Consider the following 15,749-nt stretch of genomic DNA (forward strand, 5'->3'; position numbering starts at 1 on the left):
TCAGATGCTTTTATTATGACGGCAATTTGCCTTAGGGTCACGTAAACGCCCCGTCCGGCATGAGTTATAACTTTTCGTTATTATCAGCCAGCAACCTTTGTGCTTTACATCACTTTACAGGCTGCCTATAGTCAAAAACGGCTTATTCCAAATAAATGCAGCCTAACTCAGTGTTTTTCATGCTGATTTGGCGGTCACGACAGAGGCGTTATGGTCAAAGCAGCAATTGCCATCCACGGCGGCGCAGGCGCTATCGCCCGCGCCAGTATGAGCGCGGAAAAAGAGCAGGCGTACATTCAGGCGCTGTCAGACATTGTGTCACGCGGCCAGGCGATGCTGGCGGAAGGACGCAGCGCGCTGGATGCGGTCACCGAGGCGGTACGGCTGCTTGAAGAGTGTCCGCTGTTTAACGCAGGCAAAGGCGCGGTATTTACGCATGCGGGTACGCATGAGCTCGATGCCAGCGTGATGGATGGCCGCACGCTGGAAGCGGGTGCCGTCGCGGGCGTCAGCCGCATTCGCAACCCGGTGCTGGCGGCGCGTGAGGTGCTGGCGCACAGCCCGCACGTGCTGCTGATTGGCGAAGGCGCAGAAAAATTTGCGGCCGAACGCGGCCTTGAACGCGTTGCGCCGGACTTCTTCTCAACCGATGAACGCCGCGAGCAGCTCGAACGCGCGCTGGCGTCTGAGCAGGTGCTGCTCGACCACGATGGCGCCGCACAGTCCTCGGGCGATCCGCTCGACCCGGATCGCAAATTCGGCACCGTCGGCGCGGTGGCGCTCGACCTTGCAGGGGATCTGGCGGCGGCCACCTCAACCGGCGGAATGACCAATAAACAGGCGGGACGCGTAGGGGATTCCCCCGTCATCGGCGCGGGCTGCTATGCCAACAACGCAAACGTTGCCGTCTCCTGTACCGGCACCGGTGAAGTCTATATGCGTACGCTGGCCGCCTACGACATCGCTGCGCTGATGGCGTATGCAGGCCTGTCATTAAAGGAGGCGACCGACCGCGTGATCATGGAAAAAATTCCCGCTTTCGGCGGCAGCGGCGGCCTGATTGCTATCGATCGCGAAGGCAATATCGCGCTGCCTTTTAACAGTGAAGGCATGTATCGCGGCTACGGTTACGTGGGCGACGCGCCAAACGTCGGCATCTACCGTCAACAATAAACAGGCTTGAGCATAATGCAGTCACCAGAGGAACAGGTACTTTCGGTCAAAAATCTGCGCGTCAGTTTTCAGCAGGAAGGCGAAAGGATTCAGGCGGTGAAAAATCTTTCGCTGGAGGTGAAGCGCGGCGAAACGCTGGCGATCGTCGGAGAATCCGGCTCAGGAAAATCGGTGACGTCACTGGCGCTGATGCGTCTGGTGGAGCAGGGCGGCGGCATTATCGACAGCGGCGAGATGTGGCTGCGTCGGCGTAACGGCGAGCTTATTGACCTTGCCACGCTGCGTCAGTCGCAGCTGCGCGGCATTCGCGGCGCCGATATGGCGATGATTTTCCAGGAGCCGATGACCTCGCTCAATCCGGTTTTCCCGGTGGGCGAGCAGATCGCTGAATCCATTCGTCTGCATCAGGCAAAAAGCCATCGTGACGCGCTGAAGGAAGCCGAAAGGATGCTCGACCTGGTGCGTATTCCCGAAGCGAAAAACGTACTTTCCCGTTTTCCGCACCAGCTTTCCGGCGGGATGCGTCAGCGGGTGATGATAGCCATGGCGCTCTCCTGCCGACCGGCGCTGCTGATTGCCGATGAGCCGACCACAGCGCTTGACGTCACCATCCAGGCGCAGATCCTGCAACTGATCCGCGTATTGCAAAAAGAGATGCAGATGGGCGTGATTTTTATCACCCACGATATGGGCGTGGTGGCGGAAATGGCCGATCGTGTGCAGGTCATGTATCGCGGCGACGTAATGGAAACCGGCAGCGTCGACGAGATTTTTCAGCGTCCGCAGCGCGACTATACGCGCGCGCTGCTGGCCGCCGTGCCAAAACTGGGGGCGATGACCGGCAGAGCGCTGCCGGCGCATTTCCCGCTGATTGGGCATGATAATGATGACACTCCCCAGGATACCGTGGTCGCGGACGGTGAGCCGGTGCTACAGGTGCGCGATCTGGTAACCCGCTTCGATATTCGCAGCGGCATTCTGAACCGCGTGACGCGGCGCGTGCACGCGGTGGAGAAGGTTAGTTTTGATTTGCGCGCGGGCGAAACGCTGGCGCTGGTGGGAGAGTCCGGCTGCGGCAAGTCCACCACCGGACGCTCGCTGCTGCGGCTGGTTGAAAGCCAGGGCGGCACCATTACCTTTAACGGCCAGCGAATTGATACCCTCACCGGCCCGGCGCTTTCACATCTGCGGCGTGATATTCAGTTTATTTTTCAGGACCCCTACGCCTCGCTGGATCCGCGACTGACGGTCGGCTTTTCAATTATGGAGCCGCTGCTGGTGCACGGCATCGCAAAAGGGCAGGCGGCGGAAGATCGCGTGGCCTGGCTGCTGGAGCGCGTTGGCCTTTTGCCGGAGCACGCGCGTCGCTATCCCCATGAATTTTCCGGCGGTCAGCGGCAGCGCATCTGTATTGCGCGCGCGCTGGCGCTTAACCCAAAGGTGGTGATCGCCGACGAGTCGGTTTCCGCGCTGGACGTCTCCATTCAGGCGCAGATCGTTAACCTGATGCTCGATCTCCAGCGCGAGTTTGGCATTGCCTTTCTGTTTATCTCTCACGATATGGCGGTGGTGGAACGGATCAGCCACCGCGTGGCGGTGATGTATCTGGGGCAGATTGTTGAGATCGGCCCGCGTCAGTCTGTATTTGAAAATCCGCAGCATCCCTACACGCGCAAGCTGATGTCGGCGGTGCCGGTGGCGGACCCGGCTCATCGACGCCGTGAACGAGCGCTACTGGTTGATGAAATTCCCAGCCCGATCCGCGCCCTGGGCGATGAGCCGGTGGTGGCACAGCTTATTGAAGTGAGCGCAGGACACTACGTTGCCCGCCATGCAGTCGGCGGCTGATTTGCAGCACAACATCGACAAAGGATTAAGAGGAAGACGAGATGATGATTCAAAAACGTAAGTTGCTGTTAACCGCTGGCCTGCTGGGCAGTATTGCGGCGCTACCCGCGTGGGCGGCAAAGGATGCGGTGATCGCCGTAGGGTCCAATTTCACCACGCTCGATCCTTACGACGCCAACGACACGCTGTCGCAGGCGGTAGCGAAATCTTTCTATCAGGGCCTGTTTGGCTTTGATAAAGATATGAAGTTAATTAACGTGCTGGCAGAGAGCTATCAGGCCAGCCCGGACGGATTGACGTACACCGTCAAACTGCGTTCAGGCATTAAATTCCAGGACGGCAGCGACTTCAATGCCGAAGCGGTCAAGGTTAACCTCGATCGCGCCAGCGATCCCGACAGCCATCTGAAGCGCTATAACCTGTTTAAATCCATCGGCACCACCGAAGTGGTCGATCCCGTAACGGTGAAAATCACCCTCAAGCAGCCGTTCTCCGCCTTTATTAACACCCTGGCAAGCCCGGCGGCAGCGATGATTTCGCCCACTGCGCTGAAGAAGTACGGCAAGGACATCGGTTTTCATCCGGTGGGAACCGGCCCGTACGAACTGGAGAACTGGAATCAGACCGATTTCGTCAAGGTGAAAAAGTTTGCCGGCTACTGGAAAAAAGGCTATCCGAAACTGGATACCATCACCTGGCGTCCGGTTGTGGACAACAACACGCGCGCCGCGATGCTGCAAACCGGCGAAGCCAACCTGGCGTTCCCTATCCCTTATGAGCAGGCGAAGCGTCTGGAGAGCAATGCCAAACTGGATCTGACCACGTCGCCGTCGATCATGCAGCGCTATATCAGTTTCAACGTCACGCAGAAGCCGTTTGATAATCCTAAAGTGCGCGAAGCGATCAACTATGCGATCAACCGTCAGGCGCTGGTGAAGGTGGCTTTCGCCGGTTACGCCACGCCTGCCACCGGCATCGTGCCGCCGGCTATCCAGTATTCAGAAAGCTTTGCGGCGCCGCAGTACAATCCGGCGAAGGCGCGCGAGTTGCTGAAAGAGGCGGGTTATCCAAACGGTTTCGAAACCACGCTCTGGTCTTCACATAACCACAGCACGGCGCAAAAGGTGTTGCAGTTCACCCAGCAGCAGCTTGCTCAGGTGGGCATTAAGGTGAAAGTCACGGCGATGGATGCCGGCCAGCGTGCGGCGGAAGTGGAAGGTAAGGGCCAGAAAGAGAGCGGCGTGCGTATGTTCTATACCGGCTGGTCTGCGTCGACGGGCGAAGCGAACTGGGCGCTGACGCCGCTCTTTGATACGCAGTCCTGGCCGCCGACCATCTTCAACACGGCGTTCTACAGCAATCCGCAGGTGGATAAAGACCTGGCCGACGCGTTGAAAACCACCGACGGCGAGAAGAAAGCCTCGCTGTATAAAGACGCGCAGTCGCGCATCTGGAAAGATCAGCCATGGGCGCCGCTGGTGGTCGAAAAGCTGGTTTCAGCAAAAACGAAAAACCTGACGGGCTTCTACGTCATGCCTGACACCTCGTTCAGCTTTGATGAAGCCGAACTGAAGTAACAGCGTTCGCTGCGGCTGCGGCTCCGGAGAGAGGCGCAGCCGCGCGATGCGCAGGATAACGCATGCTTAACTATTTCTTCAGACGCTTACTGGGGCTGATCCCAACTCTGCTGATCGTGGCGGTGCTGGTGTTTCTGTTCGTGCATATGCTGCCCGGCGACCCGGCGCGGCTGGTGGCAGGGCCGGAAGCGGATGCCACCGTGGTGGCGATGGTTCGTCAGCAGTTGGGGCTGGATCAGCCGCTGCTTCAGCAGTTCTGGCATTTTATCAGCCATGCCGTGAGAGGCGATTTCGGCCTGTCGATGGTGTCAAAGCGACCCGTTTCAGAGGAAATCGCGCTGCGATTTTTACCGACGCTGTGGCTGACGCTCAGCAGTATGGTGTGGTCGGTGATCTTTGGTATGACGATTGGGATTGTTTCGGCGGTCTGGCGCAACCGCTGGCCGGATCGGCTCGGCATGACGCTGGCGGTGTCGGGCATCTCGTTTCCCGCCTTCGCGCTCGGCATGCTGATGATGCAGGTGTTCTCTGTCGAACTGGGCTGGCTGCCCACCGTCGGCGCAGACAGCTGGAAACACTATATTCTGCCCTCCATTACGCTTGGTGCCGCCGTTGCAGCGGTGATGGCGCGTTTTACCCGCGCGTCGTTCGTTGAGGTTATGCAGGAAGACTATATGCGTACGGCGCGGGCGAAAGGCGTGCGCGAAAGCTGGGTTGTGGTCAAGCACGGCCTGCGCAACGCGATGATCCCGGTGGTGACCATGATGGGATTACAGTTCGGCTTTCTGCTGGGCGGTTCCATTGTCGTTGAGGTGGTTTTTAACTGGCCGGGGCTGGGACGACTGCTGGTGGATTCGGTAGAAATGCGCGACTACCCGGTGGTACAGGCGGAAGTGCTGCTTTTTTCGCTGGAATTCATTCTTATCAACCTGATTGTCGATATGCTGTATGCCGCAATCAACCCCGCGATTCGCTACAAATAAGGACACGCGATGAAAAACTGGCGACGAAGCGCGGCACAGGCCGCGATGCCAACCATCAATCAGCATCGCGTTCGCACGCCCTGGCGGGAGTTCTGGCGCCGTTTTCGCCGTCAGCCGGTGGCGCTGATGGCGGGCCTGTTCATCTTACTGCTGATCGTCGTGGCGGTGCTGGCGCCCTGGATTGCGCCGTTCGATGCTGAAAACTATTTTGATTACGATCGCCTGACCGAAGGGCCGTCCGGTATGCACTGGTTTGGCGTCGATTCGCTTGGACGCGATATTTTCAGTCGCGTACTGCTTGGCACGCGGCTGTCGCTGATTTCCGGCTTTGTGTCCGTCGCAATCGGTGCCGCTATCGGCACCGCGCTTGGTCTGCTGGCGGGCTATTACGAGGGCTGGTGGGATCGCATCATCATGCGCATCAGCGACGTGCTGTTCGCGTTCCCCGGTATCCTGCTGGCGATTGCGATTGTGGCCATCATGGGCACCGGCATGTCGAATGTGATCATCGCCGTCGCGGTATTCAGCGTGCCCGCTTTTGCCCGTCTGGTGCGCGGCAATACGCTGGTGTTGAAACAGATGACCTTTATCGAGTCGGCGCGCAGTATTGGCGCCTCTGACTTCACGATTATTATGCGGCACATTCTGCCCGGCACCATCTCGTCCATTGTGGTCTATTTCACCATGCGTATCGGCACGTCGATTATTACGGCGGCGAGCCTCTCTTTTCTCGGACTTGGCGCACAGCCACCCACGCCGGAGTGGGGCGCGATGCTGAACGAGGCGCGCGCGGATATGGTGATGGCGCCGCACGTGGCGATTTTCCCCAGCCTGGCGATTTTTCTCACGGTGCTGGCTTTCAATCTCCTTGGTGACGGCCTGCGCGACGCGCTTGATCCGAAACTGAAAACCTGACCTTTCCCTTCAGCGCCCGGTTCCGGCGGGCGCGGCTTCGCCGATTTTGTGCCAGACTGAATGTTTTACTCAGGAGATGGCACGGTGAAGGAATTTGATTATCAGCAGGACTTCAAAACAATCGATTTTCGCAAGCATCCTGAGCGCTATCAGGTGGGACGCGGCGAGCAGGGCGTGCTGATGGTTGAACCTTATAAGAGTGAAATTCTGCCGCACTGGCGGTTTAAGACCGCTGAGATCGCGAAAGTTTCCTCCCGGGCGATCATGACGCTGTTTGAGGAATACCGTGCGAAAGATGATTTTGTGGGGATGGATATGGCGCGCAAGTTTATTCAGATGGGATATACCCGCGCGCGTCGTTATGCCAATCACAAGGGCGGCCGGAAATATGATGCCGATCGCAACGAGCTGCCGCGCGAGCTGAATGATGAAAAAGCCGCAGCCGCCGCAATTTTTAAAGCAGAGTGGGACAAGCTGCGTGCGGATGCAGATTACCTGGCGCGAAAGAAAAAGCATCAGGCGGCGTTTGGCTGATGCGAAGGGCTGCTAAGCGCCAGTCGCCTGGCACAAAGAAAACCACACCCTGCCTCAGATTCTTGTCGCCCAGAGATCGTATTCGTCGGCGTTGTCCACCACCGCATGAATAATATCGCCTGGCTTGAGGTTCGTCTCGCCGTTAAGGTAAACCGCACCGTCAATCTCCGGCGCATCGGCCATGCTTCGGCCAATCGCGCCTTCCTCATCCACTTCATCAATAATGACAGCAATGTTGCGGCCGATTTTTTCCTGCAAACGTTCCGTTGAAATAGCCTGCTGAAGCTGCATAAAGCGGTTGAAGCGATCTTCCTTCACCGACTCCGGGATCGGGTCCGGCAGATCGTTGGCCGTCGCGCCCTCAACCGGACTGTATTTAAAGCAGCCGACGCGATCCAGCCGTGCCTCTTTCAGGAAGTTGAGCAGCATCTGAAAATCGTCTTCCGTCTCGCCGGGAAAACCGACAATAAACGTCGAGCGTAGCGTCAGTTCCGGACAGATTTCGCGCCAGCGCTTGATGCGTTCCAGCGTGCGTTCGACGGCGCCGGGACGCTTCATCAGCTTTAAAATGCGCGGGCTGGCGTGCTGAAGGGGAATATCCAGATAGGGCAACACCTTGCCTGCCGCCATCAGTGGGATCACGTCGTCCACGTGTGGATAGGGATAAACGTAGTGCAGGCGCACCCACACGCCGAGCTTCGCCAGCTGTTCGCACAGGCTGACCATGCTGGTTTTCACCGGCTGGCCGTTCCAGAACCCGGTACGGTGCTTCACATCCACGCCGTAGGCTGACGTGTCCTGCGAAATCACCAGCAGCTCTTTCACACCGGCTTCCACCAGGCGCCGCGCTTCGTCCAGCACCTCGCCTACCGCCCGGCTGTCGAGATCGCCTCGCATTGAAGGAATAATGCAGAAGGTACAGCGATGGTTACAGCCTTCTGAAATTTTCAGGTAGGCATAATGACGCGGCGTCAGCTTCACGCCCTGTTCCGGCACCAGGCTGGTAAAGGGGTTATGCTGCGGCTTTGGTACATAGCGATGCACATGTGAGAGCACCTGCTCGTAGCTGTGTGGGCCGGTGATCTCCAGCACTTTCGGATGCACTTCGCGGATCTGGTTTTCCTTCGCGCCCAGACAGCCGGTTACGATCACCTTGCCGTTTTCGTTCAGCGCTTCGCCAATGGCTTCAAGCGACTCCTGCACGGCACTGTCGATAAAACCGCAGGTGTTAACGATAACGATTTCTGCATCGTCATAACGTGGCACCACATCATAGCCTTCGGTACGAAGTTCGGTCAGGATCCGCTCAGAATCGACCAGGTTTTTAGGGCAGCCTAACGATATAAATCCTACACGAGGGGTATGTATTACATTGCTCATAAGGTCAAGAATTTATCATGTTTATAATTGATAGGGCTGCGATTCTACAGATGTCCAAGTCGAAATTGTATAGCTATATACGCTGGTCAAGTGATAGGCAGCAACAAGGTTCCACCAGAGAACGGCAGATGAGATCTGTTCCTACCCACATATTGTGGAAGCGATCCTGAGCGAGGGGCTGGTTTTCAAACTGTTCCGGGCTGAGTCCGCCGCAGGCACTATGACGTCACCAGCGATTGTAATCGCACCCAATATAATTAAATACCGTGCCTCGCATTATTTCTCGGCTGCTGAAGCGTTCTCCGCAGATACATTCCACCATCAGTGAGTGAAAGTAGCTTTCCGCGAAGGCATTATCGTAACAGCAACTTTTTGCGCTCATGCTGCCGAGCAGATTATATCGCTTCAGCAGCGCCTGATAGTTTGCTGAACAGTACTGTCCTCCGTGATCGGTGTGAGCGATAACATTTTTCGGGCGCTTACTCCGCCAGAGCGCCATCTGCAAAGCATCGCAGGCAAGTTGTGATGTCATCTACGATGACATCGACCAGCCAATGACAGCACGTGACTACAGGTCAATGATCACCGCCAGATACAGCCAGCCTTCTTCCGTGCGCAGATACATGATGTCACCTGCCCACTTCTGGTTTGGGGCGGCGGCACAAAAGTCCTGTTTCAACAGATTTTCTGATACCGTCAGGCCATGCCTCCGATAGCTCACCGGGCTGAACTTCCGCGCGGCTTTCGCCCGCAGTCCCTGACGACACAAACTGGTGGCAATGGTTTTGATGTTGTACTCCGATAGCCCATTAGCAAGGCGCGGAGCACCATAGCGCTGTTTTGCCTCAGTGAATGCCTTACGGACAGCAGCATCACAGATGAGCCAGAACTGCTGACGCGAACCCGTCTGATAAGGAACTGATGGACAGAGAGAACGAGGATTGTGGGTTAAGCTGGGAATCAGACGCATTCTAACGCGTCTGTAATATTAAGGTTCAGTATGATTCTGAAAGTTATTTTAAACCTTTTAGAACGCATCCTATTAAGCTTATTCGCGGTTTTCTTTAATGTTCCAGCTCGATTGAGTTTCAGCACCTCTGCCACCAGTTGTAGACTGTTCCCAGTACTGGGTCTTGACCTTAGCAGCCTGGAATTGGTAGATCATACCAACAAGGTCACGCTGGCTTGCACCATTGAACATAGCATCGATGATCAGTACATCCTCAAGGGTAATACGACAATACTCAATCTGAGTTCCTCCGGCTTTGCATATGGCCAGTTCAACCTTAGTTATGTGTTTACCGTTGGAGAGATAACGCATGATTGCTGGAATTGCCTTGTCGATGTTCGCATGTACAGTGAGATCCCGGTACTGAACCTTGCCAGCTCCACCACCACCACCAACACTCATGTTTGCAGCCTGGCTTGCACCCCAAGAGAATGAGTCGATGTTGATCCAACCCTTGTGGTTAGAATCCTGTGACTCACCGTTGATGCCATCAATTCTCAGGTAAAGATCGGTACTCATATTCAAAACTCCCTTTGATTACTCAATGATATCTGTTTAAATAAAATTACTGAGCATATGATGACACAATGGGACTGTTATGGACAACTACGCGAATTCAGGGAGATTTTCAAATTACTATCAGACAATGGCAAACCTCCAGGCAAATCAGCTTAATAGCATTGCTAATACACTATCATTGCTGCATATCCAGGACGCAATGCTCAGGATGAATTTTAAGGATGAAATTCAATCATTCATCACCCTTCAGCTTAATGCTATTCGCTCAGCCAGTACTGATAATGAGTGCCAGGCTTGCATAAAGAATCTCAAACAAGAGTATGAATATCTAACCATACAAGACAGGATGCTTCGTTCAGGTCACGCTGTAGTGTCTGCTTCAGTTCAGTTCTACCATGATCATGAAAAAATCATCGATTATATAATAGATGGCATAGGTGTTGTAGTGGGCGGATTACAAATGGTGGCAGGTGCTACTTTAGTAGCCGGATCCATAGTAACCGGAAACGTAGTCGGAGTTGTCGCAGGCGGTAGTCTCGTCTTCAATGGCTTCGGTTCGCTAACAGAGAATATCCAGAAAATTGCAGGTAGCACTAACCCTTCAAATTTTGCAAGAGATGCATATGAAGACGTGGCTGAATTCATGGGCTTCGACAAAAGGTTAGGATTATTGGCGTACCAAGCCGTTGATTTTACTACATCGTATTATGGGGTTTTGAAGCTAACTTTAAAACCTGAGGCATGGAGGCTATTCAACTATCTTCCATCAGACTATTACAGAAAAGTTCAGGCAATGAGTAAACCAGCTCTCGCACTAAAAGGAGCTGGTGCGGCAAAGAAAGGAATAGAGATCGGCATTAACATTAAAGATATGAATACTGATCCCAAATAATTTTACTTATTCTTAGCCATGTAACGATAAGCTTTCCAGGCGAGTTTCATAGGAGTAACAATATATACAACCGTTACTCCGAATATGGCACCAATGAAATATGAAATTACTTTGCTTTTTTCATCAGCATGAAGTAAGCCAAAGATGAAACAAATTGCAATGATTGCTAAAGAAATAACTCCACCCCAAAAACGTTTGCTCAAGTCAAGTACTATAGAAGCAAACGTTTGATCCTTAGTAGGAACACTCTCAACTATGTTACGTAATCGACTTATATCTTTGTCAGTAAAGCCATTAGCCTTGAGATCATTTATAAAATCCATATCGTTCAAAATTGGCTCCATCTCTAAACTTCAATGAATTAACATAGAGTATTTTAACATATGGCGGCTAATTAGTACATTCATTAGTTGATTATGAATGATTTTTTATCAGGAGATAAAACCATTTCTTAATACAGCCAAGATTTATCTTGGTGACTTAAATTATAGAAACTGTAGAATACGTATCGCCCTGTATGCTCCATGGGGATTGTTCTGTGACATTTTTGCAACAGGACAACACTTAGAATGGTAGCTCACACCGCTTAACAAACGTCCTGACCCCATCCTTAAAGGGTAAATAACTCTTAAAAAACCGGGCGCTGGCCCGTTTTTTTATATTTGATACGACCATTAATCAAACCAGCGCCAAAATATATTGGTATGGTTAATTTTGCCATTACAGGAATATTGGATGATGCTCAAATATCGGGTTTCAAAAAGTCGAGGGGTTTAAAAAAGATGTTTTTACATTGTCCGAAAGATATTTTTCTGATTTATCGATGATGAAACGTTTACACCATTTAATAGGTCTTCCTTAAGCTTTTGTAAAGTCTCCTCCTTCTCAATATTTTTTCACTAAATTTAAACAACGCTCATCATAAAGAGGAAAAGGCATGTCTCGTCTGCTTACGGCCGCGGCTGTTGCTGCCTCGCTGTTATTCAGCCAGAACGCGCTGGCGGAAAAAGTCAGCGTGGAAGAGGTGCAAACCGGGTTAGATCATCCGTGGGCTGTCGCATTTCTGCCCGACAATCAGGGAATGCTGATCACCGAGCGGTCGGGTAGTTTGCGCTATTGGCGGCAGGGTAAAGGATTGTCCCAGCCCATCAGCGGTGTGCCAAAAGTCTGGGCTGAGCGGCAGGGCGGGCTACTTGATGTGGTGCTGGCGCCTGACTTTACGCGAAGCCGTCGCGTCTGGCTGACGTGGACAGAGGCTGACCATAACGGGCGCGCGGGCGCAGTAGTGGGTTACGGCACGCTCAGCGACGATAACGCGCGGTTGACCAATCTGAAAACCGTGCTTCGTCAGCAGCCGGCGCTTTCCAGCGGGGCCAACCTGGGATCGCGCATCGCCTTCGATAATGATGGCTTTGTCTGGATCACCTTTGGGGATAATTTTCACGCTGAAACGGCGCAGGATCTCTCTGCGCTGACCGGGAAAATCGTCCGGCTGAACGCCGACGGCAGCGTGCCGAAAGACAACCCTTTTGTAAACAAAGCGGGGGCCAGGCCAGAGATCTGGGCGCTGGGCGTGCGCAATCCACAGGGCATCGCGCTGAACCCATGGACGAAGGAAATCTGGGAGAGCGAGCACGGGCCGCGCGGGGGCGATGAGGTGAATATCCCTCGCAAAGGGAAAAACTACGGCTGGCCGTTGGCGACGTGGGGCCTCGATTACAGCGGCGAAAAGGTGCCGGGATCGAAAGGCGGCGAAGTGGCCGGAACCGAGCAGCCTGCTTTCTGGTGGAAGGTATCACCCGCGATCGGCGGCATGGCTTTTTACAACAGTGCGCGTTTCCCGCAGTGGAAAAACTCACTGTTCATCGGCGCGCTGAAGGAAAAAAACCTGATCCATCTGTCGGTGAACGGCGATAGCGTGACAGAAAAAGAACGGCTGCTCAGCGATCGCGGCGAGCGTATTCGCGACGTCAGAATGGGGCCTGACGGCTATCTTTATGTATTGACCGATGAACGTAACGGTAAACTACTCAAAGTAGGCCTGGCAGAGTAGCCAGGCCGGACTGGCGCTATCGCTGCCAGTGACAAATTTCCCAACCGCGCTGCTGTGCCACAAGGTGCAGCGGCTCTGCGGGGTTAATGACAAAAGCGTGATCGGCGTGCTCCAGCATCGGCAGGTCATTCATCGAGTCGCTGTAGGCCCAGGTGCGCTCGTAGGCCGCGTCTTTCTGCTCCGCCAGCCAGTCGTTCAGGCGCGTCACTTTTCCTTCTTTATAGGTCATCGTACCGTAGGTCTGGCCGCTGTAGCGGTCATCAAGGATCTCAACGCCAATGGCCAGCGCGCCGTGAGCGCCCAGACGCTGCGCGATAGGAACAACCAGATGCTCGCCGCTGGCTGACACGACCATCACCTTGTCACCGCGCGCGTGGTGCCATGCCATGCGTTCATGAGCGGAAGGGTAGACGCGCGGCACGATATCACGCTGAATAAAACGTCTGACCCAGCCGGTCACGGTGAGCGTGCCCATGCCGGCAAGCGGAGAAAGCGTCGCGGCCATATACTCTTCCATACGCAACGTGCCCTGATAATACTGCGTCATCAGCGCCTGTTCTTCATCAATAAGCCCGGCTGGTGCGAATCCCTGCGAAACCAGCCAGCGTAGCCAGAGTCCGGTACTGTCTTCGCTGATCACCGTTTCATCAAGATCGAATAAAGCTAAATCCATCGTCGCCACTCCTCTGCGGGTTTGCTTCAGATTAGTAGAATTTTGTGACGAACTTAACAGTGTGACGGTAAATCAGAATTCACCTGGCTTTTTCGACGCTGTAAAGAGGTTGAAAGGGCTGATGAGGCATGTTTCTAATATATTTCTAATAAACTCTAGAAAACTTTACGAATGAACTGTTCTAATCGGTGAGAAGACGCGATAGCGTGGGAAGGTTTACGCTCGCCAGCGCTCCAAAAACAGCGCTCATTCAAATGGATACTTGGGTTCTGCCATGAAGAAAATGCATCATTCTGCCGCCGTCCGCGCCGTTGCGATCTCCGCTACCTTCTCTTTACTTTTTGTTACTCTTGCCCACGCCGAAGAGCCCCCCGCGCCGCCGCAAATTGAAGCGAAAGCCTGGATTCTTATGGACTATAACAGTAGCAAAGTGCTGGCTGAGTCCCATGCTGATGACCGTCTCGATCCTGCCAGCCTGACAAAAATGATGGCCAGCTACGTCAGTGGTCAGGCAATCAAGTCCGGCAAGATCACCACTGACGATATGGTGACGGTGGGTAAAGATGCCTGGGCGACCGGTAATCCCATTTTGAAAGGGTCGTCGCTGATGTTTCTCAAACCCGGCGATCGCATCCCTGTTTCCGAACTGAACAAAGGCATCATTATTCAATCCGGCAACGATGCAAGCATCGCGCTGGCAGATTATGTGGCGGGCAGTCAGGATGCGTTCGTCGGCCTGATGAACAACTACGTCAATGCGCTTGGCCTGCAAAACACGCATTTTAAAACCGTTCACGGCCTTGATTCCGACGGACAGTACAGCACCGCGCGCGATATGGCGCTGATTGGTCAGGCGCTGATCCGCGACGTGCCTGAAGAGTATGCAATCCATCAGGAAAAGGAGTTCACCTTTAACGGCATTCGGCAGCATAACCGCAACCGGCTGCTGTGGAGCAGCAACCTGAAGGTGGACGGCATCAAAACCGGGCATACCGATGGCGCGGGCCATAACCTTGTGGCTTCCGCGGTAGCGGGCGATCAGCGCCTGATCTCGGTGGTGCTCGGCGCAGCGACGGATGGCATTCGCTTCCGGGAGAGCGAGAAGCTGCTGACGTGGGGATTCCGCTTCTTTGAAACCATCACGCCCATTAAATCAGGCAAGCCGTTTGCCAGCCAGCGCGTGTGGTATGGCGACAGCGATACCGTCAATCTGGGGGTGGCGAAAGATGCGGCGATCACGTTGCCGAAAGGACAGGCGAAAAATTTGAAGGCGAGCTTTACGCTCTCACAGCCACAGCTGACCGCGCCGCTGAAGAAGGATCAGCAGGTTGGGACGATTAACTTTCAGCTCGACGGTAAAACGATCGAACAGCGCCCGCTGGTGGTGATGCAGGACGTTAACGAAGGCGGATTTTTCAGCCGTATTGTTGATTTCGTTATGATGAAAATGAACGGCTGGTTTGGGAAATGGTTTTCCTGATAAGTCCTGACCTGAAAAAGGCAGCCGTTGCGGCTGCCTTTTTTGTGCCGGTTTAATTCTGTACCCAGCCTTTACGAATCGGAATGGCAAAGAGTTGGCGATAGAGCCACGAGGTGGTGGCCAGCACGCGTTCACCGCAAAACATCCACGCCATCTGGGCGAACAGGCATGAGAGCATGCCGACCAACAGGCCACCAAGCATATCCATCGGCCAGTGCACGCCGAGATAGACCCGCGACCAGGCGATAGCGGCGCCGACAATCATCAGCACCGCGCCGGACCACACACGATGCCAGCAGATAAAGGCAATGGCAAAGGTAAATATTGCCGTACCGTGATCGCTGGGATAGGAGTCGTCAGGGGCGTGCTTCAGTAACTGATGACCCAGACCGAGCATAAACGGACGTGGATGCGGGAAGAGATTGCCTATGCACCAGGAAAGGCTGAGCGCCCACGCCAGCGCAATGGCGATTTTGATCACCAGCTCGCGCTGCAAAGTCAGTTGCCCCTTTGGCCCCCAAAACCACATCGCCACCACCAGCAGGGGAACAACGGCAATCAGATCGCGTGCAATGAATACCGCCAGCGAAATCAACCACTCCGGCGCACTGGCGCTGGCATTGATCCAGAGAAACAGCGTCCGGTTCAACTCTTCCATTCATTATCTCCTCATCGGTTCGACGACAGCTGCCGTCGGACGTAAAATTCAGGAT

14 protein-coding genes and 1 pseudogene are annotated in these 15,749 nt (G+C 54.3%); 9 read left to right on the forward strand and 6 right to left on the reverse strand.

The annotated features are described in order from the left end of the window. Positions 1 to 210: 210 nt before the first annotated feature. The 6 genes from FA91_RS06330 to FA91_RS06355 all read left to right on the forward strand — a co-directional run bounded on the left by FA91_RS06330 (position 211) and on the right by FA91_RS06355 (position 7,030). Positions 211 to 1,173 (forward strand): isoaspartyl peptidase/L-asparaginase, encoded by a 963-nt coding sequence (locus FA91_RS06330; protein WP_034913683.1) that lies wholly within the window; start codon positions 211 to 213, stop codon positions 1,171 to 1,173. A 15-nt stretch (positions 1,174 to 1,188) separates the two neighbouring features. Continuing rightward, a complete protein-coding gene (gene gsiA / locus FA91_RS06335; RefSeq protein ID WP_034913685.1) occupies positions 1,189 to 3,021 on the forward strand; it encodes a glutathione ABC transporter ATP-binding protein GsiA in 1,833 nt (610 codons plus the stop codon). A gap of 41 nt (positions 3,022 to 3,062) precedes the next feature. Next, positions 3,063 to 4,598, forward strand: a complete 1,536-nt coding sequence (gsiB, locus tag FA91_RS06340; protein ID WP_034913687.1) for a glutathione ABC transporter substrate-binding protein GsiB — start codon at positions 3,063 to 3,065, stop codon at positions 4,596 to 4,598. Positions 4,599 to 4,660: 62 nt separating this feature from the next. Continuing rightward, a complete protein-coding gene (gene gsiC, locus FA91_RS06345) occupies positions 4,661 to 5,581 on the forward strand; it encodes a glutathione ABC transporter permease GsiC (RefSeq protein ID WP_034913689.1) in 921 nt (306 codons plus the stop codon). Between the two features lie 9 nt (positions 5,582 to 5,590). Continuing rightward, the gene (gsiD, locus tag FA91_RS06350) at positions 5,591 to 6,496 is read left to right on the forward strand and encodes a glutathione ABC transporter permease GsiD (RefSeq protein WP_034913690.1); all 906 of its coding nucleotides are present in this window, start codon (positions 5,591 to 5,593) and stop codon (positions 6,494 to 6,496) included. 84 nt (positions 6,497 to 6,580) lie between these two features. Further along, on the forward strand, positions 6,581 to 7,030 hold the full coding sequence (locus FA91_RS06355) for a DUF4385 domain-containing protein (RefSeq protein WP_034913693.1): 450 nt from the start codon (positions 6,581 to 6,583) through the stop codon (positions 7,028 to 7,030). A gap of 54 nt (positions 7,031 to 7,084) precedes the next feature. On the opposite strand, the gene rimO is transcribed toward FA91_RS06355, so the two are convergent. From rimO to FA91_RS06375, 3 genes and pseudogenes are all read right to left on the reverse strand, one after another. Further along, positions 7,085 to 8,410: a 30S ribosomal protein S12 methylthiotransferase RimO gene (rimO, locus tag FA91_RS06360; protein WP_034913695.1), complete on the reverse strand. Its 1,326-nt coding sequence runs from the start codon at positions 8,408 to 8,410 to the stop codon at positions 7,085 to 7,087. A 226-nt stretch (positions 8,411 to 8,636) separates the two neighbouring features. After that, positions 8,637 to 9,308 (reverse strand): annotated as a pseudogene (locus FA91_RS20425) (IS3 family transposase); the annotation flags it as partial. Positions 9,309 to 9,458: 150 nt separating this feature from the next. Continuing rightward, positions 9,459 to 9,938, reverse strand: a complete 480-nt coding sequence (locus FA91_RS06375) for a type VI secretion system tube protein Hcp (protein ID WP_034913701.1) — start codon at positions 9,936 to 9,938, stop codon at positions 9,459 to 9,461. 79 nt (positions 9,939 to 10,017) lie between these two features. On the opposite strand from FA91_RS06375, the gene FA91_RS06380 reads away from it, so the two are divergent. Beyond that, the gene (locus tag FA91_RS06380; RefSeq protein WP_034913704.1) at positions 10,018 to 10,830 is read left to right on the forward strand and encodes a DUF4225 domain-containing protein; all 813 of its coding nucleotides are present in this window, start codon (positions 10,018 to 10,020) and stop codon (positions 10,828 to 10,830) included. Between the two features lie 2 nt (positions 10,831 to 10,832). Here FA91_RS06380 and FA91_RS06385 read toward each other — a convergent pair whose 3' ends face one another. Next, positions 10,833 to 11,162 (reverse strand): hypothetical protein, encoded by a 330-nt coding sequence (locus FA91_RS06385; protein ID WP_034913706.1) that lies wholly within the window; start codon positions 11,160 to 11,162, stop codon positions 10,833 to 10,835. Positions 11,163 to 11,767: 605 nt separating this feature from the next. Between FA91_RS06385 and FA91_RS06390 the strand changes: the two genes are divergently transcribed. Continuing rightward, entirely contained in the window at positions 11,768 to 12,883 is a 1,116-nt protein-coding gene (locus FA91_RS06390; RefSeq protein ID WP_034913709.1) for a PQQ-dependent sugar dehydrogenase, read from the forward strand. A gap of 16 nt (positions 12,884 to 12,899) precedes the next feature. On the opposite strand, the gene FA91_RS06395 is transcribed toward FA91_RS06390, so the two are convergent. After that, entirely contained in the window at positions 12,900 to 13,556 is a 657-nt protein-coding gene (locus tag FA91_RS06395) for an HAD family hydrolase (RefSeq protein ID WP_034913710.1), read from the reverse strand. 274 nt (positions 13,557 to 13,830) lie between these two features. Here FA91_RS06395 and FA91_RS06400 point away from each other — a divergent pair, with 274 nt between their 5' ends. After that, entirely contained in the window at positions 13,831 to 15,036 is a 1,206-nt protein-coding gene (locus FA91_RS06400) for a serine hydrolase (protein ID WP_051937067.1), read from the forward strand. 52 nt (positions 15,037 to 15,088) lie between these two features. Here FA91_RS06400 and ybjG read toward each other — a convergent pair whose 3' ends face one another. Then, positions 15,089 to 15,694, reverse strand: coding sequence for an undecaprenyl-diphosphate phosphatase (gene ybjG, locus FA91_RS06405; protein ID WP_034913712.1), 606 nt, complete (start codon positions 15,692 to 15,694; stop codon positions 15,089 to 15,091). Positions 15,695 to 15,749: the final 55 nt, after the last annotated feature.

Source organism: Erwinia sp. 9145 (assembly GCF_000745075.1).
In the GTDB taxonomy this organism is placed as follows: Bacteria; Pseudomonadota; Gammaproteobacteria; order Enterobacterales; family Enterobacteriaceae; genus Erwinia; species Erwinia oleae.

What these genes read in the sequence shown, in the direction of transcription:
- FA91_RS06330 (WP_034913683.1), top strand. Translation starts at nt 211, where the DNA reads ATGGTCAAAGCAGCAATTGCCATCCACGGCGGCGCAGGCGCTATCGCC.
- gsiA (WP_034913685.1), top strand. Translation starts at nt 1,189, where the DNA reads ATGCAGTCACCAGAGGAACAGGTACTTTCGGTCAAAAATCTGCGCGTC.
- gsiB (WP_034913687.1), top strand. Translation starts at nt 3,063, where the DNA reads ATGATGATTCAAAAACGTAAGTTGCTGTTAACCGCTGGCCTGCTGGGC.
- gsiC (WP_034913689.1), top strand. Translation starts at nt 4,661, where the DNA reads ATGCTTAACTATTTCTTCAGACGCTTACTGGGGCTGATCCCAACTCTG.
- gsiD (WP_034913690.1), top strand. Translation starts at nt 5,591, where the DNA reads ATGAAAAACTGGCGACGAAGCGCGGCACAGGCCGCGATGCCAACCATC.
- rimO (WP_034913695.1), bottom strand. Translation starts at nt 8,410, where the DNA reads ATGAGCAATGTAATACATACCCCTCGTGTAGGATTTATATCGTTAGGC.
- FA91_RS06375 (WP_034913701.1), bottom strand. Translation starts at nt 9,938, where the DNA reads ATGAGTACCGATCTTTACCTGAGAATTGATGGCATCAACGGTGAGTCA.
- FA91_RS06380 (WP_034913704.1), top strand. Translation starts at nt 10,018, where the DNA reads ATGGACAACTACGCGAATTCAGGGAGATTTTCAAATTACTATCAGACA.
- FA91_RS06390 (WP_034913709.1), top strand. Translation starts at nt 11,768, where the DNA reads ATGTCTCGTCTGCTTACGGCCGCGGCTGTTGCTGCCTCGCTGTTATTC.
- FA91_RS06395 (WP_034913710.1), bottom strand. Translation starts at nt 13,556, where the DNA reads ATGGATTTAGCTTTATTCGATCTTGATGAAACGGTGATCAGCGAAGAC.
- FA91_RS06400 (WP_051937067.1), top strand. Translation starts at nt 13,831, where the DNA reads ATGAAGAAAATGCATCATTCTGCCGCCGTCCGCGCCGTTGCGATCTCC.
- ybjG (WP_034913712.1), bottom strand. Translation starts at nt 15,694, where the DNA reads ATGGAAGAGTTGAACCGGACGCTGTTTCTCTGGATCAATGCCAGCGCC.